At 66.1% G+C, this 24,184-nt stretch carries 12 protein-coding genes; 3 read left to right on the forward strand and 9 right to left on the reverse strand.

Annotated elements, in window-relative coordinates:
- Positions 1-39: 39 nt before the first annotated feature.
- The 8 genes from KF871_RS16435 to KF871_RS16470 all read right to left on the reverse strand — a co-directional run bounded on the left by KF871_RS16435 (position 40) and on the right by KF871_RS16470 (position 20,406).
- The gene (locus KF871_RS16435) at positions 40-12,717 is read right to left on the reverse strand and encodes a non-ribosomal peptide synthetase/type I polyketide synthase (protein WP_291144957.1); all 12,678 of its coding nucleotides are present in this window, start codon (positions 12,715-12,717) and stop codon (positions 40-42) included.
- A gap of 231 nt (positions 12,718-12,948) precedes the next feature.
- Positions 12,949-13,545 (reverse strand): chromate transporter, encoded by a 597-nt coding sequence (locus tag KF871_RS16440; protein ID WP_291144960.1) that lies wholly within the window; start codon positions 13,543-13,545, stop codon positions 12,949-12,951.
- Positions 13,542-14,123, reverse strand: a complete 582-nt coding sequence (locus KF871_RS16445) for a chromate transporter (protein WP_291144963.1) — start codon at positions 14,121-14,123, stop codon at positions 13,542-13,544. The genes KF871_RS16440 and KF871_RS16445 overlap by 4 nt, the downstream gene beginning before the upstream one ends.
- A gap of 3 nt (positions 14,124-14,126) precedes the next feature.
- Positions 14,127-14,513 carry a response regulator gene (locus KF871_RS16450; protein ID WP_291144966.1) on the reverse strand — a complete coding sequence of 129 codons (387 nt, stop codon included), beginning with the start codon at positions 14,511-14,513 and terminating at the stop codon, positions 14,127-14,129.
- A gap of 14 nt (positions 14,514-14,527) precedes the next feature.
- Positions 14,528-16,147: an ATP-binding protein gene (locus KF871_RS16455; RefSeq protein ID WP_291144968.1), complete on the reverse strand. Its 1,620-nt coding sequence runs from the start codon at positions 16,145-16,147 to the stop codon at positions 14,528-14,530.
- Positions 16,148-16,273: 126 nt separating this feature from the next.
- A complete protein-coding gene (fabG, locus tag KF871_RS16460) occupies positions 16,274-17,017 on the reverse strand; it encodes a 3-oxoacyl-ACP reductase FabG (protein ID WP_291144971.1) in 744 nt (247 codons plus the stop codon).
- Between the two features lie 37 nt (positions 17,018-17,054).
- Positions 17,055-19,196, reverse strand: coding sequence for a 3-hydroxyacyl-CoA dehydrogenase NAD-binding domain-containing protein (locus KF871_RS16465; protein WP_291144974.1), 2,142 nt, complete (start codon positions 19,194-19,196; stop codon positions 17,055-17,057).
- A 4-nt stretch (positions 19,197-19,200) separates the two neighbouring features.
- On the reverse strand, positions 19,201-20,406 hold the full coding sequence (locus KF871_RS16470; RefSeq protein WP_291144977.1) for an acetyl-CoA C-acetyltransferase: 1,206 nt from the start codon (positions 20,404-20,406) through the stop codon (positions 19,201-19,203).
- A gap of 99 nt (positions 20,407-20,505) precedes the next feature.
- Between KF871_RS16470 and KF871_RS16475 the strand changes: the two genes are divergently transcribed.
- From KF871_RS16475 to KF871_RS16485, 3 genes are all read left to right on the forward strand, one after another.
- The gene (locus tag KF871_RS16475) at positions 20,506-21,669 is read left to right on the forward strand and encodes an acyl-CoA dehydrogenase family protein (protein WP_291144980.1); all 1,164 of its coding nucleotides are present in this window, start codon (positions 20,506-20,508) and stop codon (positions 21,667-21,669) included.
- A 132-nt stretch (positions 21,670-21,801) separates the two neighbouring features.
- Positions 21,802-22,773, forward strand: coding sequence for a LysR family transcriptional regulator (locus tag KF871_RS16480; protein WP_291144983.1), 972 nt, complete (start codon positions 21,802-21,804; stop codon positions 22,771-22,773).
- Positions 22,770-23,771: a LysR family transcriptional regulator gene (locus KF871_RS16485; RefSeq protein ID WP_291144986.1), complete on the forward strand. Its 1,002-nt coding sequence runs from the start codon at positions 22,770-22,772 to the stop codon at positions 23,769-23,771. The genes KF871_RS16480 and KF871_RS16485 overlap by 4 nt, the downstream gene beginning before the upstream one ends.
- A gap of 30 nt (positions 23,772-23,801) precedes the next feature.
- On the opposite strand, the gene KF871_RS16490 is transcribed toward KF871_RS16485, so the two are convergent.
- A complete protein-coding gene (locus tag KF871_RS16490) occupies positions 23,802-24,134 on the reverse strand; it encodes a hypothetical protein (RefSeq protein WP_291144989.1) in 333 nt (110 codons plus the stop codon).
- Positions 24,135-24,184 lie beyond the last annotated feature (50 nt).

Consider the following 24,184-nt stretch of genomic DNA (forward strand, 5'->3'; position numbering starts at 1 on the left):
ATGGACCCCGACGGTAACAGGCCTGGCCGGTCATCGCAGTCAGGCGCGTTGCACCAGCCGTCGCAGGCGGTTCATGATGCCGCCCGCAGAGGTGGGCGTGGAGGCAGCGGGTTCGCTGGCTGTGGCAGCCGACGTGTGCGCCTGTCCGTCGTAGGCAGCGGCAAGCTGCGCCAGGGTCTCGGAAACATAGCGGCGGGGACTGACTTGCTTGCCGATCTTCTGTTCCAGCTTCTGCACCGCCTGCATCGCAGTCAGTGACGTGCCGCCGAGGTCGAAGAAGTTGTCGTTGCGTCGAATGGCGGCCGTCCCCAGCAGGTCTCGCCAGACGAGGAAGATCTCGCGCTCGGTGGCGGAACCCTGAAAGTCGTTCGCGCTGTCCGTCACGCTTGCCTGCCTGCGCAGCCGGGATGCAGCGATCGCCAATCGGCCATCGGCCGTCGTGGCCAGGCGGTCAAAGCACAGCACGTCGACCGATGCGCGCAGATTGTCCGGGACCCACTGCGTCAGCCGTTGCTGCACGCGCTGCAACAGGGCCGTCAGGCCGCCCTCCTGAACGTTGCTGTCGGGTTCGATGCCGACGATCAGCCGGCGCGTGCCATCCGGCTGCACTTGCACGGTGGTGGCCGCGCGTTGCATCAAAGGCAGTTGGGTCAGGTCGGCAGCGATCTCACCCAGGGACAGGCGTTGCCCGTGGAGCGTTGCGTGTCCATCCAGTTCACCCAGGAACTGCAGCACGCCGTCGGCACGCCATCGCGCCAGCACGCCGGCGTTTCGCCAGGCGCCCTGGCTGTCGCGCAACCACAGGGGTGCCGGCACGCCGATGGCGGCGAGCTGGTCGGCTTGTTCACCAATGTGCACTGTGTCTCGCACGAGGGGGCGGCCGAAGGTGTCATGATCGCCCGCCCCGTTGGCCCACCCGGCGGCCACAACGAGCCCGGTGGACGGGTCGAGCGCGAGGTGGAGTGCGCTGGTAGGCGTATCGGCCAGGCGCTGCGACAGCATGGGCGTCGTCTCGCGAACGTCCAGTGCGGCGATGAGGGACAGCGCGCGACCTTCGTTGGCGTCCAGCAGCGCACCCCAGGTGTTGGCATCCGCAAAGACCAGCGCGGTGTCATCGGCGCGCAACTCGCTTACGCGGGTTGGGTCGATGGCTGCACCGGCATCGAGCAAGCTCAGCTCGACGCCTTGTCGCAGCGCCAGTCCCATCAGGCACAGCAGAAAGCCAGGCTGGCCTCCGTAGGCGAGCATCCGGTCACCCGGAAGCAGCTGGACCTGTTGGGCCAGCGCCTCCACCGTGTTGCGCCAGCGGCCAGCGTCCACCACGCCACCGGCCTGCAGTTGGACGCCGCGACCCGTCTGGAGGGCGGCAAGCATGGTCAGCAATGCATCCGCTGTTGCGGGGCCGGGCACGGTGACGGCGCCATTGCCTTGATCCAGACGGGCCTCGGCAGAGGCCATGCGCGCGCGTATGCCTGCGGCGTCCAGCCATTCGCCATTCGCTCGCAGCCGCGTGCTGCAATCGTCCCGTCCGAGCGCTTTGAATGGGTCTTGTCCGTTCAGTGCCGGTGCATCCAGCGCCTGCAGGCGAGCGGTCTCGTCGGCGCCCAATGCGATGGTGTCGGCGATGCGCTGCGTCGGCTTGTCGGCCAGGGCCATCAGGGTGGCCATGAATCGCTTATGCAGCAGCCTGGCCGTGCTGGGCAGGAACAATTGGGTGTCGTACTGAATGCCCCCCTCGATGCCGGTGGGAATTTCAACCAGCCAGAAGTTGAGATCTTCGGTCGCGCCCCGGTGCTTGAACTTGGTGCGCTCGTGGGTCAAGGGGCCCCAGTTTGCGGGTCTGGCCCGCGCGTCCTGGAACGTGAACAGCGCCTGGTAGAGGCGTCCGTGCTGGCCGGGCTGTGCGGTTTCAAGCGCCTCCGAGAGTCGCTCGAAGGGCACATCCTGGTTGGCAAAGGCGTCCACCATCGTGGCCCGGACCTGTTTGATCCAGTCGAGCCAGGTGAGGTCGTGGCGAACGCTCAGTCGCACGGGAAGCATGTTGTTGAAGAACCCCATGATGGGTTCCAGGTCCGGATGCGGCCGGCCACGAACGGGGACACCGATGGTGGGTTCGGGGTCGTGCAACAGCTGCGAAGCCAGTACCGCGTAGACCGCAAAGGCCACGATGCTCAGCGTTGCGCCGGTCTGCTTGGCCACTTCGCGCACACGCTCGGCATCGGCCGGCTCAAGGTGCATGTACTCGGTGGCGCCTTCGCGCTGGGCGCCGGGCAGACGGGGCAGGTCCGTTAGCGGGGCGGGTACCGGTCGCTTGAGGAACGGCTTTTGCCAATGGTCGAGCTGTGCGGCAATTTCCTCGCTTTGCATCCACTCGTTGTGCCAGGCCGCAAAGTCCAGATATTGCAGCGGCATCGCAGGCAGATCGGCCTCGCGGCCTTCGAGCTTGGCCGTATAGAGCGCGCTGAGGTTTTCATAGAGCAGGTCAAACGACCAGCCGTCCCACACAACGTGGTGGGTCATGAAGAAAAAGATGTGGTGGTCTTCTTCCAAGCGGATCAGACGCGCGCGAAACAGCGGCGCCTGATCGAGTTGAAAGGGCTGCGCCACCCAGGACGCGACCAGATCGGACATGGCTTCTTCGCGTTGGGCGGCGGGCACATGACTCAAGTCTTCGATGGGCAGCAGCGAGCAGGGCACCTGATCCAGTGTGCGCTGCACCCAGGCGTTGCCATCGCGCACGACGATCGTGCGCAGTGACGCCTGGCGCCGCACCATGGCCTGAAACGCTGCGTCGAACACCTCGGCGTTCATGGGGCCGCGCAGCCGGTGCGCCGACGGGACGTTGTAGACCACACGGCCAGGGTGCATCTCTTCGATGAACCGGATGCGCTCCTGCATCAGGGTAAGGGGTGCCTGGCGGCGCTCGGGTTGGTGTGTCAACGGTGCACGCTGAGGCGTCTTGCCCCCGCGCTGAGCGTCGATGGCGCTGGCCAGCTTTTCGACAGTGGGGGACTCGAACAACACGCGCAGGTTCAGCTGCAGGCCCAGGGACTTGTTGAGCTGGCCCATGAGCTTTGCCGCCAGCAGCGAGTGCCCGCCCATGGCAAAGAAGTTCTCGTCGGCGCCGATCGCAGGCAGATTCAGCACAGCCTGCATGGCGGCCATGACTGCGCGTTCGGTCTCGCTGGACGCGGCTTTGAGTGGCCCATTGGCCGCGGGCGCCTGCGACGTGGGAACGGGCAGGGCTTTGCGGTCGATCTTGCCGTTGGGCAGCAGCGGCATGGCATCGAGCAAGACCACTTGCTGCGGCAGCATGTAGTCCGGCAAACCACCCCGCAGGGCCTCGCGCAAGGCCTGCGGATCGGGGGTGGCGCCGGTGGCGGCAACGGCGTAGGCGATGAGGCGCACATCGCCTGGAGTGTCCTCGCGGGCCATGGCCACGGTGCGCGCGATGCCGGGCAAAGCGGCCAGTCGGGCCTCGATCTCGCCCAGCTCGATGCGGTAGCCCCGGATTTTGACCTGGAAGTCCAGCCGACCCAGGTGTTCCAGGGACCCATCGTCGAGCCAGCGAGCGAGGTCGCCGGTGCGGTACATGCGCGCGCCAGGCTGCTGGTGGTAGGGGTCAGGCACGAAGCGCTCGGCCGTGAGTTCGGGGCGCTTGAAATAGCCATTGGCAACGCCTGTGCCACCAATGCACAGCTCACCTTCCTGGCCGATTGCGCAAGGCTTGCCTTGTTCGTCCAACACCCAGACCTGGGTGTTGGCAATCGGGTGCCCGATGGTGATCTTCTGGCGCGGATCCGTGATGCGACACAGCGTGGACCAGACGGTGGTCTCGGTCGGCCCATACATGTTCCAGAGCTCGACACCGCTGGTGAGCAGCTTGGCGGCCAGTGACGGTGGCAAGGGCTCGCCACCGCACAAGGCGCGCAGGTCGGCGCTGGCCTGCCAGCCGGCATCGAGCAGCATGTGCCAGGTTGTCGGGGTGGCTTGCATCACCGTGATGCGGTGCTCAAGCATCAGGCGGCCCAGCACTTCGCCGTCCATGACCTCATCGCGCTGAGCGAGTACGGTGCATGCGCCGGTGATCAGCGGCAGATACAGCTCGAGCACTGCAATGTCAAAGGACAGCGTGGTCACGGCGAGCAAGCGGTCGCTGGCCTGCAGGCCCGGTTCGCTCTGCATGGTGGCCAGGAAGTTGCTCACCGCGCGTTGCGGCACCACGACGCCCTTGGGCTTGCCGGTGGAGCCCGAGGTGTAGATGACGTACATCGGCGCGTCACCGTCGGGGTTGATCGGTGCCGGCAGCGGATGGTTTGGCGCGGCATCAATGGCGGCCCGGTCGTCGTCGATCCGGATCTGTTGATCGCGCGGCAAACCGCCCAGGGCGGCGTTCGCTGCTTCGGTGACGATCAGACGCAGGCCGGCGTCCTCAGCCATGTAGTCCAGCCGATCCTTGGGAAAGCCCGGGTCGAGCGGCACGTACGCCGCACCCGTCTTGAGGATGCCCAGCAATGTCGGGACGAGTTCGGGGCCGCGCGCCATGCACACCCCGACCAGTGCGCCTGGGCCGACGCCCCGCTGAGCCAGCAGATGTCCGAACTGATTGGCGCGCTGCTCCAGTTGCGCATAGGTGAGGCGAACGCCTTGCGCGACCACCGCCTCGGCATTGGGCGTGCGCAGCGCCTGCTGGGCAATGGAGGCCTCCACACGTGTGCTCACATCGAAAGGCACGTCGGTGGCGCGGTTCCACGCAACGATCCTCGGGTCGGCGGCAGCGCCCTTGGTGCCTGCGCTGCCGGTGGTATCCGGTTGCGGCACGGCCGCCTGCGCCTTGGCGGTCGTTGGCGCGCCGTTGAGGCGATCGATTTCCTGCAGCAGACCGTCGACGAGTGCCTGCGCGCGCGCTGGGCTAAAGAACTCGGCACTGTGGTGCAGGTCCAGCGTGAGGGCGTCGCCCTGTTCGTAGAAGTTGAAGAACAGCTCTGCCAGAAGGCCCTGTTTGCGCCCCTCGTGCATGGAGGCCTGCAACGGCAGGTAGCCCGAGAGATCGACCTTGGGGTTGAGGTTGAAGTAGATCCCCGTGAGCGGCGGACGGTCACCGCGGCTGGGCATGCCCAGCGCACGTGCCAGCGTGCCTTGGGTCATGACGGGGTACTCCAGGGCATCCATGAGGCGCGAGCGCACCAGCGTGAGCAGCGTCTCATCGGTGTCCTGAGCAGTACAGGCCAGGCGCAGTGGCAGATCGAGCACACCGTCGGCCATCAATGGGCCGTGTCGATCGAGGGATTGACTGGCATAGGGAATGCTCACCACGAAGTCGCCCTGGCCGCTTTCGGTGTGGATCAGGCGGGTGATGGCGGCCAGAAGCCACTGAAACAGGGTGGCGCGTTTGGCTTTTGCGCGCTCGCGCAGCATTGCAAAGCGCTGGCCATCGATCCGGACCCGGACCGTGTCTGCGATGAATCGACGGCGCCCTTGCGGCTGGCGGTCGCCCAGGTTCACGGGCGCAGGCGCGTTGCGCAGGGCTTCCTTCCAGAAGTCGAGTGCCTCCTGGCCCTGCGCACCGCTCATGCGGGCCTGCTCGACCAGCGCAAAGGCGACGGGGGACTCGGCGGTTTTGGCAAACCGGGGGGCGTGACCCTGTCGTCGGGCCTGGTATGCCTCGGCGAGTTCGGTGTTGAACACGCTCGATGCCCAGCCATCGAAGATCAGGTGGCTGGCCACCACATGCACCACCACCCGGCCATCGGCCAGATCGATCAGGCTGAACGCGGCCAGTGGCGCCTGGTCGAGCTGGAAGTCGCGCTGGCTGGCCTGGGTGCAAAAGGCATCCAGGGCCGCTTCGGCGTCGTCCTCATGGCGCAGATCGACTTCGGCGATCACCACGGGCTGGGCCGGGCGCACACGCTGCAGCGGTTCGGTGGTGTCAAAAGTCAACTGGAACGCGTCATGGCGCATGGCGACGTCTTGCAGGGCCTGTCGAAGTGCGGCCTTGTTGACGTCACCCCGGACGCTGACGCAGAACGACTCGTTGAGTGCGCGCCGGGCGGCGTCGTCAAAGGCGGCCACCAACCAGCGTTCGGTCTGACCCGGCGACAGCGCTCCTTCGGTGGGCTGGGTTGCCGAAAGAGCTTGTGTCTGGGGCTCGGCGGCGTCGGGCTTACGGCCACCACCCGGGGCGCCGCCGTCGCGCCGAGGGATGAAGCCCAGGCCCATGAGCTCGTCCAGGGCCTTGAGCATGGTGTCTGCGATGCGGTCGATGACAGCGTCGTCCATGGCTTCGGTGACGAAGTGGCCGAACTGCTCGTAGACGTGCAGACCCAGATGGCGGATCAGGTAGTAGAAGAGGCTGACGTTTTTCAGGCCGTCATCCCAGTGCAGGCGCCAGATGGAGGTGCAGTTCACGGCGTTGCAGGGCGCGCCAAGGCGGGTGAACCCGGCGTTGAGGCGGTCGACGAGGCGCTGCGCGCGCTGGTTGATGGTGTCGTAGAACGCCGCGCCCGCGCGCTGGATGTGCAGCAACGAGGCGTGCGCCGCAGCCAGGGCCAGCGGGTGGCGCACGAAGGTGCCGGCAAAGTAGGTGACGCCGGCCTCGGGGTAGGAGTCGTCGCCGTACTGCCAGTGGCCGCCATCAAGTGCGTCCAGCCAGTGGGAGGCACCGGAGATGGCGGCAAAAGGCAGCCCGCCCCCAATGACCTTGCCAAAGGTGGCGATGTCGGCGCGCACGCCGTAGAACTCCTGGGCACCGCCGCGGGCCACGCGAAAGCCCGTCACGACCTCATCGAAGATCAGCGCACAACCCGATTGGGTGGCGATGTCTCGCAGGGCCTGCACAAAGGCTTTGGGTCGGACGTTGGGGTACTTGTTCTGGATCGGCTCGGTCATGATGGCCGCCAGTTGTGGCCCCTGCTCGCGCAGGATGCGCAGCGACTCCTCGCTGTCCCAGTCAAGCACCAGAATGTTCTCGACCGCATTGGCCAGGATGCCGGGCGCCGCCGACAGCGAACGCAGCTGCTTGGTGCCGCGCACGATCACCTCGTCGAAGATGCCGTGGTACGAGTTGTTGAAGATCGCGATCTTCTTGCGCCCGGTCACCGTGCGCGCAATGCGCATCGCGCCCATCACGGCTTCGGAACCGGTGTTGCAGAACGCCACGCGCTCCATGCCGGTGAACTCGGCGATGAGTCGTGCAACGTCGGCCGACAGCGGATGTTGGGGGCCCACCTCCAGACCCAGGTCGAGCTGGCGGTGCATGGCCTGCAGCACGTCGTCAGGCTGGTAGCCCAACATGTTGGCGCCGAAGCAGGACAGCAGGTCGATGTACTCGTTGCCGTCGATGTCCCACAGGCTGGCACCTTTGGAGCGGTCGACCACGATCGGGTAGACCAGGTCCTTCCACATCGGGTTGAAGCCGGTGACGACGCGCGGGTCCGCCATTACCTTGCGGTTGTCCTGGCTGAAGGCTTTGGACTTGCCGGTGCGCGCGTTGTACCGGGCGATGAAATCGTCGATCCAGCGATGCTGTTCCGGTGTGAAGTCCTGCCCGGCCTGAAGGGTCAGGCGGGGAGAGGCGCCAAAGGGCTTTTCAACCAGGGACTTGATGTCGGGCTCGCTCGCGCCGGTCGGGGCGGAAGCACCCGTGGCGGCGGCCGGCGCGCTCGTCGGGGCCGGCGCCACAGCGGCGGTCTGCGTCGGTGCCACCTGCACGGGAGCCATGGGTGCGACAGGTATTTGCGGCGCACCGGCCAGCAGCGCCAGCTGCTGGGACATCAGCTGCATTTGCTGCTGGATGAGCTGCTGCAGGGCCGAGCCAGCAGGCGCGGCCATGGCCGTCGCAACGGCCGGGATGGCCAATGCCTGGGTGGGAGCCGGCATGGCCGCAGCGGCCGTGGGTACTGCCGCAGGGGCGACAGCCGGTGCTGGCGCAAAGCGATCGGGCGGCAGTTCGGTGTCGAGCAGACCGGCCAGCTTGCCGATGGTGTCCAGGTCTTCAAGCAAGCGCCTGAAGCGCAGCTTGAGGCCGAACACCCGTTCGATCTCCAGCGTGGCCTGGGTCAGCGACAGGGAATCGAGACCCTGGTCAACGAAGCTGGCGTCACGCGTCAGCTCAGCGGCGGGTACCCCGGACACATCGCTGACGATGCGTTGGAGTTCGGCTTCGAGGTTGGGCAGTCGACTCATGGGCAGGGAGGGCTCGGGTGATGAAACGGGGACGGCGATGGCCGCGCTGGTGTCGCTGGACAGGGTCGACAGGGCTGGTGCCTGCGGTGCCCTTCTCGCAAACCAATGGCGATCGCGCTTGAATGGGTAGGTGGGCAGGGTCGCCCGGGGGGCCGATGCCGCAACAGGCCAGCGAACGCGCACGCCATGGCTCCACAGCGCCCCCAGGGCGGTCAATGCATGGCGTTCGGCATCGCCGGGGGCGTTGGCCGGACCCAGCAAGGCCAGGTTATTCGGCACCTTGGCTTGCGCCGTGCGGTGCTGGCGTACGAGTGCCGACAGGGCCTGGCCGGGTCCGACTTCGAGAAACAGAACGTCGCCCTTGGCCAATTCGGTCTCGATGGCTTTGCTGAACATCACGGGGGCGCGCACCTGGCGTGCCCAGTAGTCGGCGTCGAGGGCCTCAGCGGCTGTCAGGGGGGCACCACTGACGCAGGAATAGACGGTGCGTTGCGGCGCGCGACGCGTGCACTGGTCAATTGCCGCGGCGATGCGCGGCAGTGCGCCCTGCATGGCGGCGCTGTGAAAGGCGTGCGAAACCTTCAGGCGGGTGCAGTCCACTTCCTGCGCTTCCAGCGTGACCGCAAACGCCTCAATGGCGGCAAAGGGTCCGGCCACCACGGTCAGCGCAGGCGCATTGCACCCAGCGATCTCAACCTCGGGCGGAAGGCGGGGGCGCAGCACGTCGGCGCCCAGGCGCACGGCGAGCATTGCACCGGTGGGTTGCTCGGCCATGGCGGTGGCGCGGGCAATCACCGCTTCGACGGCGCCGTCCAGCTCGAACACGCCCGCGTGGCATGCCGCGGCGTACTCGCCGATGCTGTGGCCGATGGCCGCGTCGGCCTGCACGCCAAGGCTGTCCAGCCAGGCCGTGAGCGCGTACGACATGGCAAACAAGGCCGGTTGCGTGTGCTGGGTGAGCGCCAGTTGGCTGGCCGCCTGCGCGTCGCCGGGCTCGGCGTGCACCAGCCACGGCAACAGGTCAACGCCCGTCCGCTGGAGGACCCGCGTCAGGCATGCGTCGAGCGCGTCGCGAAAGGCCACCGAGCTGTCGTACAGGCCGCGGGCCATGCCCGGGTGTTGGGAACCTTGACCCGGATACAGGAACACCAGGCGCGGGGTTTTGGCTGCGGTCGCGGTTTTGATGGACCGAAGCGCCTGGATGGCTTCCTCAACGGTCTCTGCCACCACGCTGGCGCGTTGGCCCATTTCGCGACGTCCGCGCATCAATGTGGCCGCCACGCTAGCGATGGGCGTGCCCGGATGCTGCTGCAAGTGGCTGGCCAGTTGTTCGGCTCGCCCCGACAACTCGTCGGCCGTGCGGGCAGACAGGGGTAGAACCCAGCGGGCAGATTCCTGGGGCTTGACCACGTCTGCCAGGGCAGGGGCTTGCTCGATGATGACGTGGGCGTTGGTGCCGCCCACGCCCAGCGAGCTGACCGCAGCGCGCCGCGGCGAATCCGCGGTGTCTGCCCATGGCGTGTTGTCAGCGGTGACCCGAAACGGCGAGTGCGCAAAGTCGATTTGCGGGTTGGCATGCTGGAAGTGCAAGGTGCCCGGAATGGTGCCGTGCTGCAGGGCCAGCGTTGCTTTGATCAGCCCCACGACGCCGGCACCCGCTGCGAGGTGGCCGACATTGCCCTTGACCGAGCCGATGGTGCAAAAGGCGTTGTCGCCGGTGTCACCCCGCCAGGCCTGGGACAGCGCCGCGATCTCGATCGGGTCGCCCAGCGAAGTGCCCGTGCCATGCGCCTCGACGTAGCCGATGCTGCGCGCGTCAATGCCGGCGTGGTCCAGTGCCATGCGAATGGCGTCCGCCTGGCCGCTCACGCTGGGCGCAGTGAAGCTGGCTTTGTCGCCACCATCGTTGTTGACGCCCACGCCCTTGATCACGGCGTAGATGGTGTCACCGTCGGCCAGCGCATCCTCGATGCGTTTGAGGACCACCATGCCGCCGCCGCTGCCGAAAACCGTGCCGCTGGCGTCTGCATCGAACGGGCGGCAATGGCCATCGGCAGACTCCATGCCGCCTTCGACGTGGAGGTAGCCCGTGGCCTGGGGAACGTGCACATTGGCGCCGCCGGCCAGGGCGATGTCGCACTGGTCGCTTGCAAGGGCATGCCAGGCCTGTGCCACCGCCACCAGGCTGGTAGAGCAGGCGGTATGGATGCTGATGGCCGGCCCTTTGAGATTGAGGCGGTTGGCGATGCGGGTGGCGACGTAGTCCTTTTCGCTGGCCAGCATGGTGGCGAACTCGCCGTACTGCTGGATCAGCTCGGGCTGTTCCTGGCGCAGCGCGTGCGCGTAGGCGTTGTTGCCCGTGCCGGCATAGACCCCGATGCGCGACGCAGAGCGGGTGTGGTCGATGCCGGCGTGCTCGAGGGCGGTGATGCTCAGCTCAAGCATCAGGCGCTGTTGCGGGTCGAGCACGGTGGCCTCGCGGGCCGACACGCCGAAGTGCGCCGCGTCGAATCGATCGGCGTCGTCGAGCACGCCGTGTGCGGCCACAAAATTGGGGCGTTGCCGCCAGTCCGTGGGCACGGCGGGGTCGAGCTCGGATGGGCTGAAATGGCGGATGCCTTCCTTGCCTTGCAACAGAGCGCTCCAGAACGTGTCGACATCGCCTGCACCGGGCACGCGCGTCGCCATGCCTACGATGGCGATGCCGTTCGTGGCGCTGGCCTGTCCTCGGCGGGTCTGACGTTTGGCGGTGGCCACCGAGTCGTCAAGCCTGCTCAGAATGCCCGCAATGGTGGGCTTGTCATATACATCGGCGACACCGATGCGCTGAACACCGGCGTCGCGCAGGCGGGCAATGAAGCGCATCACCAGCAGCGACTTGGCGCCCAGTTCGAACAGGTTGTGTTGTTCGTCAATGTGCTCGACACCCAGCAGTTCGCTCCATACTTGGTGAACGAGTGCGCGAGGATCGGACGCGTCGCCGTGGGAGAGGGCGACCTCTGGCAAAGGCAGGTTGCGCCGGTCGATCTTTCCACTGGGCGTCACCGGCAGGCGCGGCAGCACCACGTAGCGCAAGGGCACCATGTACTCTGGCATGCGTGCGCGCAGGAAGGGGCGCCACTGTGCACTCAGCTTGCGGGTGCCCTCATCACTCAGCGGTTCGTGCAGCACCACGTGGGCCACGAGCTGCTTGCCGATACCTGGCACATCGGGTGCCGTGACGACCGCCTCCTTGACCGTCGGATGCGCCATGAGGGCGATCTCGATCTCGCCGGGTTCGATGCGAAAGCCATCGACCTTGACCTGTTGATCAGCGCGTCCGAGGTAGGTGAGGGTGCCGTCGGCGGCCTGACGCACCAGGTCACCGGTGACGTACCACCTGCCAGGCAGGTCGGCGATGTCGGTACGAAACCGCTCTGCGCTGAGCTCTGCGCGACCGAGGTAGCCGTTGGCCAGCGTGTCGCCACCAAGCAGCAGTTCACCTTGCGTGGCACCACCATCCATTTGCTCCGTCTCGCGCAGCGCCACGCGCACATGCGGCAAGGGCAAGCCGATGGGGGGAATTTCGGGCCAGCCACTGGCGGCACCGGTCAGCTCGTGCGCGGTGACCACGTGGCTCTCGGTGGGGCCGTAGTGGTTGTGCAGTTGCGCTTGCGGCAAGCGCTCGAACATCGATCGGATGGCGGGACTGACCTGCAACTGCTCGCCGGCGCTGATCACCTCGCGCAACGCGCAAGGGGCTTCGTCGCGCGAGGCGTCAGCAATCATCTGCAGCGCGACATAGGGGACGAAGATCCGTTCGACACGCTGCGCCAGCAGCAGCCGGTGCAATTGGGCGGGGTCGCGCCGCTGTGCCTCAGGCACCAGCACGAGGGTGCCGCCGCAGGCCAGGGTGGAAAAAATCTCCTGAAAGTGGACGTCGAAAGACAGCGGGGCAAATTGAAGCGTGCGCGCCGCCAGGCCCAGACGCGGGTGCCGAGCGTGCCAATGAATGAGATGGCGCAAGGGCAGGTCGCCCATGGCCACCCCTTTGGGGCGACCGGTAGACCCTGATGTGAACAGCACGTAGGCCAGGTCAGGGGTGGCCGCATGCAGCCCTTGTTCGGCTGGCGCGGGGTTGTCCAGCGTCGGCAATACAGGCACTTGCGCCCGCAGGGCGGCCAGTGCGTCAGGAGCGCCCACCACTGCCCGCGGTGCGGCATCTTCCAGCATGGCCTGCAGCCGCTCAGCTGGGTAGGACAGGTCCAGCGGCACGTAGGCCACCCGCAGGTGGGCGGCCACGAGGATGGACACCACCGACGCGGTGCTTCGCGACGCCGCGATGGCCACCCGCTCGCCGGGCTGAACGCCGGCAGCCGTCCACTGCGCGGCCTCGGCTTCGACCTGACGCAGAAGCTGGGCATAGGTCAGTTGCCCTTCGATCACGCTGTCGATGGCAACCTGACTGCCCCATTCGGTCGCACCACGGACCAGCCAATCCCCAAGACGGGGTGCCTCGTCCGCTGAAACCGATCCCTGCTTCCTTGTGCGCATGCCCGCAGTCCCGTCTGACCAAAGCCGGTCAATCTAATACAAAAGAGCGCTACCTGATACCAACTGTAACGAAGCCATTTGCAGAATCGACCTCTTGTTGGGGGACGTTGTGTGAACTATTTGGCCTGTGCACCCCAACCCGACGGAATCTATGGCGTCGGAATGACACTGTCGGGGCAGCGGCGACCACCGTGGGCCTTCAGGGCGCCACCGGTTGGGTGCCCGAGGTGCTCAGAGCCAGCCAAGCGCGCCGAGCGCGCCGCCAGCACCCAGCAGCCAAAGCAGGTGCAAGCGGGTTCGCCAGACAAGGCCGGCACTCACCGCGGTCACCAACCACAGGCGCCAATCGCGCGCGGGCTGGTCGTGAGCGGCGGTCACCAGCCAGCCCGTGGCAATGAGCAAGGCGATGACGATGGGCGCCATGCCCGCTTTGAAGGCACGCACCACACGGCGTTCCCGGTTGCGGTGCGCCCACTGGGTTGCGGTGTAGGTCAACACCGAGGAGGGCAGCAGGATGGCCACCATGGTGGTCACGACGCCAAACAGACCCAACACCCAGGACCACCATCCCGCCTGCGGACCACCACCGGCATTCAAGCCCGCATTGAAGCCGAGCAAGGCAATGAACAGCACGTTGGGGCCCGGCGCCGCTTGCGACAACGCGATGGAAGAGGTGAACTGCGTGTCGCTGAGCCAACCGTGCTCGGTAACCAGAAAGCGGTGCATGTCGGGCGCCACGGTGATGGCGCCCCCTACCGCGAGCAACGACAGCGTCAGGAAATGCAGGAACAGCTGCAGCCAGTCGATGGCAACAGGTGCTGCCGTCACGGTGAGGCCACCTGTCTGGCCAAGCGGTGCCAGGCCCAGCCGCAGGCCAGCGAACCAAGGCCGAGCAGCACCCAGGCCAGCGGCCATCGCAGCAAGGCGACTGCCACGAAACTGGCCAGCGCAAAGCCGATGCAGGCGCCCATGCCCATGACGTTGGTGCGCAGCGCGCCGATCATCTTTAAACCGGTGGCCGCAATCAGGCCCGCCGCTACCGCCCCCATGCCGCGCAACGCAGCCTGCACCTGAGGGGCATCGGCCAGCTGGCTGTACACGGTTGCCAGGGTCAGCAGCAGCGCCAATGGCGCCAGCAACATGCCGGCCAGCGCGGCCAGCGCGCCCGTGAGACCGAAGTGGCGCCCGCCGATCATCATGGACAGGTTCACCACGTTGGGGCCGGGCATGATCTGCGCGACGGCCCAGTCTTCAACGAACTGCTCGCGGGTGAGCCACTGGCGTTTCTCGACCAGTTCGCGTTGCACCACGGCCAGCACACCGCCAAAGCCCTGCAGCGCCAGCCAGGTGAAGGCAGTGAACAGTTCGGCGCGAGACTGCGGTTTGGCCGGCGCCTCTTCGCCCATGGCTCAAGCCGCCTTGAGCATGTCGCGAACCATGTCGGCCATCAGGGGTTTGATGACGTATCCCTTGATGACGGGAATCTCGCTGGCGCGCTGGCGATCCTGAGGAGCGCCGGAGGAGGTCAGCATCATCAGGATCGTGGTGGGCTTGCCTTCCAGCAAGGGCGCGGCATTGGCCGCCACCTCGAAGCCGTCGATCACTGGCATGTTGATGTCCAGGAAGATGCAGGTCGGCAGTTTGAGGGGGTCCTGCTGCAGAAAGCTGAGGGCGTCGCTGCCGTTGTCAAAGATCACCACGTCGCCCTTGAAGCCGGCGCGGCGGATCATGATCTCGTGGTAGACGTTGTCTGCGTCGCTGTCGTCAATCAGGATGAAACGTTCTGGCGCTGTCATGGGAGTCTCGGGAATCAGGCGGGTCCGGCGGCGGCCGGCAGGTGCAAGGTAAAGCAACTACCTTGCCGGGGTTCGGACTGCAGGCTCAGCCGTCCTCTGTGCAGGTCGGCCACCCGTTGGCAGATGGCCAGTCCCAAGCCGGCGCCATCGTACTCGCGGCGGTTGTGAAGCCGGGTGAACAGGCCAAAAATGTTCCCGTGGTGCTCATGGGCAATGCCCACGCCGTTGTCGGTGACGTGCAGCATGTCCAGGGCCTCATCCTGCGTGGCCTTGACTTGCACCACGGGCGGTACGCCGGGCCGCGCGAACTTCAGCGCGTTGCCAATGAGCTGGTGCAAGGCCATGCGAAGCAGGTTGGCGTCGGCCATGATGATCGGCAGGCTGCCGACCTCGATGCGTCCGGCGCAAGTCGTAAGCTCGCCGTCCAGGGCTTCGCGAACCTGGCGCACGATCTCCGCGGTGTCCACGGGTTCAAGGCGCAGCGCGTGATCATCGAGTTGTGCGTAAGTGGCCAGGCCGTCAATGAGGCGGCTGATGCGCAAGCCACCCTCACGCACAAAGCCAAGATGGCGGTGGGCGGTTGCGGGCAGGGACTGCGCGTGTTCTTCCAGCAGCAGCGATGAGAAATTGTTGACGGCATTGACCGGTTCGCGCAGGTCATGCGACAGCATGTGAATCAGGCGCTGTTGCTCGAGCGTCTTGCGCTCGAGCTGGTTGACCGCTGCGTTCAGGCGTGACTCGTTGCGCTTGAGGACTTCGATGTCCCGGCCCCGCAGCACCACGCCGGCGAGTTTCCCGTCGACTTCGCGTACCGGAAGCAGGGCGACCTCCATGTGCCGCTTCCCCCGTCCCTTGAAGTCGGCCTGTCGTTGATACAACACCGACTCGCCCGACAGCGCACGCGCCAGCTGGCGCCCGACGACGTCGCGGTACAGCGCTTCGCCCACATGCTCGGCCACATGGCGGCCGATGACGTCGCTGGCGGCGCAGCCGTTGTATTCGAGGTAGGTGTCGTTGACGTGGCGGTAGATGCCGTCCGGGTCGATGAATGCCTGCAGGTCCATGCCGGCGGCGGTCATGGCCGTCAGCCGCGCGTTGCGCGTCGCGGTGTCGCGCTCGGTCTGCTCCTGCTCCAGCCGGCGCACGCCTTCGTGCTCGAGCAGGTCGCTGACGATGTCGGCAAGGCGTTTCAGGGAGGTGACCTGCACCTCGGTGATCTGCCTGGGCTGGTGGTCGATGACACACAGCGTGCCCAGGGCCAGCCCGTCGCGTGTGACGATGGGCGCACCGGCGTAGAAGCCAGTGCCGCCCAACAATTGCGCCAGTGGGCTGCCGGCAAAGCGGGCGTCCGCGGCCATGTCCTCGATGACCATGACGCGCTCGGGCGTCAGGATGGCGTGGGCGCAGAAGGCCGAGGCCCTGGGCGTCTGTTCGTCAGGGACGCCGATGCGGGATTTGAACCACTGGCGGTCTTCGTCGATGAAGGAAATCAGCGCGATCGGCGTGTCACAGAGGGTTTGCGCCAGGGCCGCAATGTCGTCAAAAGCCCGCTCCGGCAGGGTGTCCAGGACGCGCAGGGCCCTCAGGCGGGCCAGGCGTTGCGGTTCATTGGCAGGAGTGGCGGGGGGAAACATTCAGGGCAGGGCGGCGCGAAAACCCGAATTTGTAACACGCCCCGGTGACGCGGTTTGCCCACCCGGCGGGCCCGCTCGCGTCTGCGGATTCCGTCACGTCAACTGTCTAGGGAAGCATGCCTACTTTCACACCGACATGCCGCCGCTGACCTCGATCACCGCGCCATTCACGTAGCTGGCATCGTCGCTGGCCAGGAAGGCGTAGACGCTGGCCACTTCTTCAGGCCTTCCGAGGCGACCCAGCGGCACACGGTGCTTCATCTCGCCGATCACCTTGTCGGGGATCGTGCCCAGGATCGGTGTTTCGATGAATCCGGGCGCCACGGCATTGACGCGCACGCCCTTGGGGCCCAGTTCGCGTGCCCAGGTCTTGGTGAAGCCGATCACCCCGAACTTGCTGGCGGCGTAATTGGTCTGCCCGTAGTTGCCATAGATGCCGACCACTGACGAGGCGTTGAGGATGACGCCATGCCCCTGCTTGACCATGGCGTCGGCCACCAGCTGGGCGCAATGGAACACGCCGCGCAGATTGACGTCGATGACGCGATCGAACTGCGCCAGCGTCATTTTTTGCAGCCTGGCGTCCTGGGTGATGCCGGCGTTGTTGACCAGCACGTCGATGCGGCCATGGCGCGCCAGCACCTCGGCCACCACACGCTCGACGGCGTCGCGATCCGTCACGTCCAGTACCTGACCTTCAGCGGTGGCGCCCAGCGCCTGGCAGCGGTGTACGGCGTCGGCCACGGGCTCGGGCTTGAGGTCGGCCACGATGACGGTGGCGCCTTCGCGGGCAAAGGTTTCGGCGGTGGCCAGGCCGATGCCCTGGGCGGCGCCGGTGATGAGGCAGATCTTGTGGGACAGACGGGGCATGAAAGGGGATGGGTTCAAAAAGGCAGAAGAAGGTGGCTCAGTAGACCGACTGGAATCGGCGCAGGGCGTCGCGTGCCGCGCCGTCGAGCAGGAAGCCCGGTCCATATCGGCGAGCCAGTTCGTCGCAGCGGCGCTCGAAATGCTCGATGCCCTGGCCATAGACGAATTGAAGCGCGCCACCGGTCCAGGCCGGAAAGCCAATGCCGAAGATGGAGCCGATGTTGGCGTCGTGGGCGCTGGTGAGCACGCCCTCGGCCAGGCAGCGTGCCGTCTCCACGGACTGCCGGTACAGCAGGCGGTCCTTGACGTCGCGCAGCTCCCAGGCGAGCTTGGGGTCCTCGAACAGGCCTTTCAGTTCGGGCCAGAGGTGCTTGCGCGCCCCTTGGGGGTAGTCGTAGAAGCCGCCGCCAGCCGCACGGCCCGCACGCTTGAGCGTCTTGACCATGCGCTCGACCAGCAGTTCGCCCGGTGAGCCTTCGTAGGACTTGCCTTCGGCCTTGAGGTCGGCGCGCGTCTGATCCAGCACATGCACCGACAGCGACAGGGCGGTCTCATCGAGCACCGCCAGTGGGCCCACCGGCATGCCGGCCTGGACTGCGGCGTTTTCGATCACCGGTGCCGGAATGCCCTCGCCCAGCATGGCGGCGCCTTCCATCACGTAGGTGCCGAAGGTTCGGCTGGTGTAGAAGCCGCGCGAATCGTTGACCACGATGGGCAGCTTGCCCAGTGCCTGCACGTAGTCGTAGGCTCGCGCAATGGTCTCGTCATCGGTCTTCTGGCCGCGGATGATCTCGACCAGCTTCATCTTGTCGACCGGGCTGAAGAAATGGATGCCCACGAACTTCTCGGGACGGCGGCAAGCCTTGGCCAGCCCCGTGATGGGCAGGGTGGAGGTGTTGCTGGCCATGAAGCCACCGCGGGCCAGTTGCTCCTCGGCCTCGCGGGTGACCTGTGCCTTGACCTCGCGGCTTTCGTACACCGCCTCGATGATGAGCTCGCAGCCCTGCAGATCCTTGGGGTGGTCGGTGGGCGTGATGCGGTTGAGCACGGCTTGCTGCTCGCGCGTACTCATCAGGCCCTTGTCCACACGCGGCTGGGTGATGCGCAGGCTGTAGCTGCGGCCCAGCTCGGCGTTTTCGAGGCTCACGTCTTCGATCACGGTGTGAATGCCTCGGCTGGCCTGGGCATAGGCAATGCCGGCACCCATCATGCCGGCGCCGAGCACACCCACCTTGGTGGGGCGGTACTTCGGCACGTCCCTGGGGCGCGAGCCGCCGCTCTTGACCGCGTTCATGTGGAAGAAGAACGTGTTGATCATGTTCTTCGCCACCGGACTGACGATCAGCTGCGCGAGGTAGCGGCTTTCGATGCGCAGGGCTGTGTCGTAGTCGACCTGGGCGCCTTCAACCATCGCCGCCAGCGCGGCCTCGGGCGCCGGGTACAGGCCATGGGTCTTTTGCCGCAGCATGGCGGGGGCCACCGTCAGCATGCCGGCCACCTTGGGATTGGCCGGCGTGCCGCCGGGCATGCGGTAGTCCTTGGCGTCCCAGGGGTGGTGGGCCTGGGGATGGGTGGCGATGAAGGCCTCGGCGGCGGCGCGCATGGTCATGGCATCGGGCGCCAGCTCATGGACCAGACCCAGTTCGAGGGCTTCGCGCGGCGAAAACAGTCGGCTCTCCAGGATGTAGGGTTGCGCACCCTGCAGGCCCAACAGCCGGGTCATCTTGGTGATGCCGGTGGCCCCCGGAATGAGCCCCAGCGTGATCTCGGGCAGGCCCAGCTGGATGCGCGGGTTGTCCAGCGCGACCCGGTGATGGCCCACCAACGCCACCTCCCAGCCGCCGCCCAATGCGGCACCGTTGATGCAGCTCACCACCGGCACACCCAGGGTTTCCAGCGTGCGGAAGTTCTTCTTGAGCTGTTCGATCTCGGCGAACACGCGGGGCGCATCGCTGGGCTGCAGCCGCATGGTCCCCTTGAGGTCGGCGCCGGCGAAGAAGGTCTGTTTGGCCGACGCCAGGATGATGCCCTTGATGAGCGCCTTGTCGCGCACCACCAGGCCGGTGACGGTGGTCATGTCGCGCTGCCAGTCGGCGCACATGGTGTTCACCGGCGAGCCGGGCTCATCGAAGGTGATGGTCGCCACACCCTGGTGCAGCTCGTACTGGATGGTCTTCATCGGTTCAAACCCGTTCGATGATGGTGGCGATGCCCATGCCGCCGCCCACACACAGGGTGGCCAGTCCGCGCTTGAGGTTGCGCCGCTCCAGCTCGTCGAGCAGCGTGCCCAGGATCATGGCGCCTGTGGCACCCAGCGGATGCCCCATGGCGATGGCGCCGCCGTTGACGTTGACCTTTTCGTGCGGCACGCCCATTTCGCGCATGAACTTCATGGGCACGGCTGCAAAGGCCTCGTTGACCTCGAACAGGTCGATGTCGTCGACCGTGAGCCCCGCCAGGGCCAGCGCCTTGCGGCTGGCCGGCATCGGTCCGGTGAGCATGATGGTCGGGTCGGCACCCGACAGCGCGGCCGAGACAATGCGTGCGCGCGGTGTCAGCCCATGGCTCTTGGCAGCGGCTTCGGTGCCGATCAGCACGGCGGCTGCGCCGTCGACGATGCCCGACGAATTGCCGGCATGGTGCACGTGGTCGATACGTTCCACCTGGGGATAGCGCTGCATGGCCACGGCGTCGAATCCCATGCCGCCCAGTTGCTCGAACGCCGGGCGCAGGGCACCCAGGCCCTCCAGCGTCGTGTGGGGCTTGATGAACTCGTCTTCGTCCAGGATGGTCTGGCCGATCGCGTCGCGCACCGGTACCACCGAGCGTTGAAAGCGCCCCTCCGCACGGGCTTGTGCCGCGCGTTGTTGCGACGTCAGGGCGAACTGGTCGACGTCGTCGCGCGAAAAGCCTTCGAGCGTGGCGATCAGGTCGGCGCCAATGCCCTGGGGCACGAACAAGGTGGCGCTGTTGGTGGCAGGGTCCTGAGCCCACGCGCCACCGTCGGAGCCGATGGGCACGCGGCTCATGCTCTCCACGCCACCGGCCACGACCAGCTCCTCCCAGCCGCTGCGCACCTTCATGGCGGCCAGGTTCACGGCCTCCAGGCCCGACGCGCAGAAGCGGTTGAGCTGCACACCGGCACAGCGCCAGTCCCAGCCGGCCTTGAGCGCTGCCACTTTGGCGATGACCGAACCCTGCTCGCCAATGGGCGATACCACGCCCATGACGACGTCGTCGACCGCGCCGGTGTCGAACTTGAGCCTGGTGTGCAGACTCTCCAGGGTGCCGGCGAGCAGGTCGATCGGCTTGACCTCGTGCAGGCTGCCGTCCTTCTTGCCCTTGCCTCGGGGCGTGCGGATGGCATCGAAGATATAGGCTTCGCTCATGGCTGTCTCCTCGGTGAACACCGATCGTGCGGGGCAGTATAGACTTTTGCCAAGCAACTGCTTTCCAAAATTCAATCGTCACGTCCTGTCGGAGACATCATGATCGAACGCAATCTGTTCAGCAGCGACCACTCGGCCTTTCTCGACAGCTTCCAGCGGTTCATCGACAAGGAGATCGCACCTTTTCACGAGGCCTGGGAGGAGCAGGGCTTCGTGGACCGGGAGGTCTGGCGGCGTGCCGGGGAGAACGGCTTTCTGTGCCCGACCATGCCGGAGGCGTATGGTGGTTCGGGCGTTGACAAGCTCTACTCGGTCGGCCAGATGGAAGCGCTGGCGCGCGGCGGCTTCAGCGGCGTGGGCTTCGGTCTGCACAGCGAGATCGTGGCACCGTACATCCTGCACTACGGCACCGAGGCGCAAAAGCGGCACTACCTCCCGCGTCTGGCCACAGGCGACATGGTGGGGGCCATCGCCATGAGCGAGCCCGCCGCGGGCAGTGACTTGCAAGGCATCAAGACGACGGCGTTGCGTCAGCCCGATGGCAGCTACCTGCTCAACGGCAGCAAGACCTTCATTACCAATGGCTGGCACGCCGATCTGGTGATTGTGGTGGCCAAGACCGACCCGAGTGCAGGGGCCAAGGGCACCACGCTGTTGCTGGTCGAGCGGGGCATGCCCGGGTTCGAGAAGGGCAAGCGGCTCAAGAAGCTCGGCTTGAAGGCGCAGGACACGTCCGAGCTGTTCTTCAACGACGTACTGGTTCCGGCGGACAACGTACTCGGGGGGGCAGACTTCGTCGGGCGAGGGTTCGTCTGCCTGATGGAACAACTGCCCTGGGAGCGGCTGCAGATCGCCATTGGCGCCGTGGCGTCTGCCCAGGCCGCCATCGACTGGACGGTGCAATACGTCAAGGACCGCAAGGCCTTTGGCAGCACGGTCGGCGCCTTCCAGAACACGCGCTACACCCTGGCCGAGCTGCAGACCGAGGTGCAGGTGGCACGGGTGTTTGTGGACAAGTGCTGCGAGTTGTTGGTGTCAGACAAGCTCGATTCGGGCACCGCCAGCATGGCCAAGTACTGGTGCAGCGACCTGCAATGCAAGGTGATGGACGAATGCGTGCAGCTGCATGGCGGCTATGGTTACATGTGGGAATACCCCATCACACGTGCCTATGCCGATGCGCGAGTGCAACGCATTTACGGCGGCACCAACGAAATCATGAAAGAGTTGATATCGCGCCAGATGGGGCTCGGCAGCCGCTGACAAGCGCGTGCGTGCCTTGCCGGCTCTCGGTTCGGGGCTGCCGCTGAAAGTGCAATTGCGATAGGCTTCGCGCCAATTGGGTGGGCGAGGTCGTGCGGGCGGGACGCTCACCCTGGTGGAGCGCCTTGCCGCATGAAGAACGTCGACATTCGTCAGTTGCAGCTCTTGTGCGAGTTGGTGGATGCGGGAAGCCTCGCGCAGGCCGCCCAGCGCATGGGCATGACCTCGTCGGCAGCGAGTCAGTCCCTGGCCCGGCTTCGCCCTGCCTTCGCTGCCGACGTGTATGTGCGCGATGGCGCTGCCTACCGATTGACCCCCTATGGCGAGCAGGTGCTGACGGGTGCCCGTGCCATCGTGCATCGGTGGCAGAGCGTGCTCAGCCATAGCGAGCAATTCGACCCCGCTCAATGCGAGTTGCGGTTCGGGCTGGCTTGCGTGGCGCACGTTGCTCACCCCGATCTGCTCAAACTGCATCGCACGTTTCGTGGGTTTGCGCCGCGAGCGCAGCTTGACCTTCAGGTTCCGCTGCACAACAGCGTGGACATTCTGGCGCTTCGCTCAGGGCGCCTGGACGTGCTGTGCGCGAGTGCGGCGCCCCCTGAAGATGTGCGGGATCTTCACCACGAGTTGCTGTGCACCTTCGACTTGTCGCATGTGGTGTTTCGCGAGGGACATCCACGCATTGGATCGTCGCTCACGCTCGCGCAGTACCTGGCCGAAGAGCACCTGATTGCGCACTATCGCAACCTGGATCCGGCCACCCGAAGTCCGTTGGACGCGACTTTGCTGGCAGCGGGTCTGGGTATGCGCCGTTCGATCTATGTGCAATCCATGTGGGCCTGCGTGCACATGGCGGCGCACACGGACCACTTGCTCACCATGACCGCCGAGGGCGCCAAGGTTCTGGTCGGCAATGTTCATGGCCTGCGCACGCTCCCCTTGCCCGATGAATTGACGCGTGTGCGGTCGTCGCTGCACATGATCTGGCACGAACGCACGCACCGCAGCAATGCGCACCTGTGGCTGCGAGGTCTGGTCCGCCATGCCTCGGGTGAAGAACCAGCCAGGCATCAAGCCAGCGGGTTCAACGGAGTTCACGGATGAGCGCCATAGACATCCGGCAACTCGCCTTGCTTGTGGCGCTGTACGAAAAGCAGAACTTGACGTCGGCCGCTGAGGCCTTGCATATGACCCCCTCAGCGGCGAGCCAGTCTCTGCAGCGATTGCGTCAGGCTGTGGCGGACGAACTGGTGGTGCGCGAGAACGGCGCCTACCTGGCCACACCGGTCGGCGAATATGCGCTGGAGGCGTTTCGCGACATCTTGCGACTGTGGGAAGACATTGGACATGGGCACGCCAGCTTTTCTCCCGCCGACGCGCCTGCACACTGGCGGATTGCCTACGCCGAAGACTTCAACGAGTTGGACATCAACGCCTGTTACGCCTCGCTGGTCGCCGCCGCCCCGCGCAGTCGCATCGACCTGCTGGGTATGGATGAGGGCATCTGGCAGGAGTTGCGGGCAGCCAGGGTAGACCTGGCGCTGTCTGCCATGGCACCGCCGGACGATGCGGCCGACTTGCACGCAGTGCACGTGGCGGACTGCGAGTTGTCTCACTGCTGTCTTAGCGTGGCTCACCCGCGCATACGTAGTTCGCTGGACTTGACGTCCTTCGCCACCGAATCACACGCGGGCCTCGCATCGGCTGAAGCAGGTTTGCAAGGTCAGGCACTGGACGCGGCCCCGGTGGACGCGGGGCTGTCTTCGCGGCGTCTGAGTACCGTTGCGCACTTGCAGCAACTGGCGGTGGTAATTGCGACCACGGACAGGTTGGCGTCCGTCAGTCATCGCCAGGGTGTGGCGATGCTTCGTTTGTCTGAGGGACTGCGGTTGCTGCCGTTACCGCCGGCGCTTCCCCGCACGCCCTTGTCGCGCTTCATGGTGTGGCATCACCGGGACCATCAAGTGGCCGGGCATCGATGGCTGCGCGAGCAGATCAAGCAGCATCTGAACAAGAGATCACTGAGTGAGGAAGCGCCACCCCACCTTGTGCAGGGCCGGGCTGGCGTTGGAGATGCCTTGCCCCCGAATCCCGCAGCTTGAAGCCTGCGACGCCGGGTCGCCATGGCGGCATCAGCTGAGCAGGCGATGCAGCTCCTGAAGGCGCAGCACTGCGGTGGCTGCGCCGCGCGTGCGAACGATCAGATCAAAGCACACGTAGAACTGGTCCCGCAGTTCCTCGCAGGATGTGGATGCGATGAGGCTTTCGTAGGTGCGCAGGTCGCTCGGCGGCAGAAATGCCAGATAGGCCCCAATGGTCTTGGCTATGAGTGCACGCGCGCACGCTGCGCGGTCCGTCGAAGTGCCCGTCCTCGCAGCGTCGCTGGGTTGGCTCCGCCAGCGCTCGAGCAGCGCATCGAGCATGGACCGGGTGAGCAGCGGTTCGGCGATGGTGTTCGTGGTCATGGCTGTGTTCGAGGGCAGCGGGTGACGCGAATGTAGGTACGACCGTTGCG

Source organism: Hydrogenophaga sp. (assembly GCF_019635465.1).
Lineage (GTDB): Bacteria > Pseudomonadota > Gammaproteobacteria > Burkholderiales > Burkholderiaceae_C > Hydrogenophaga.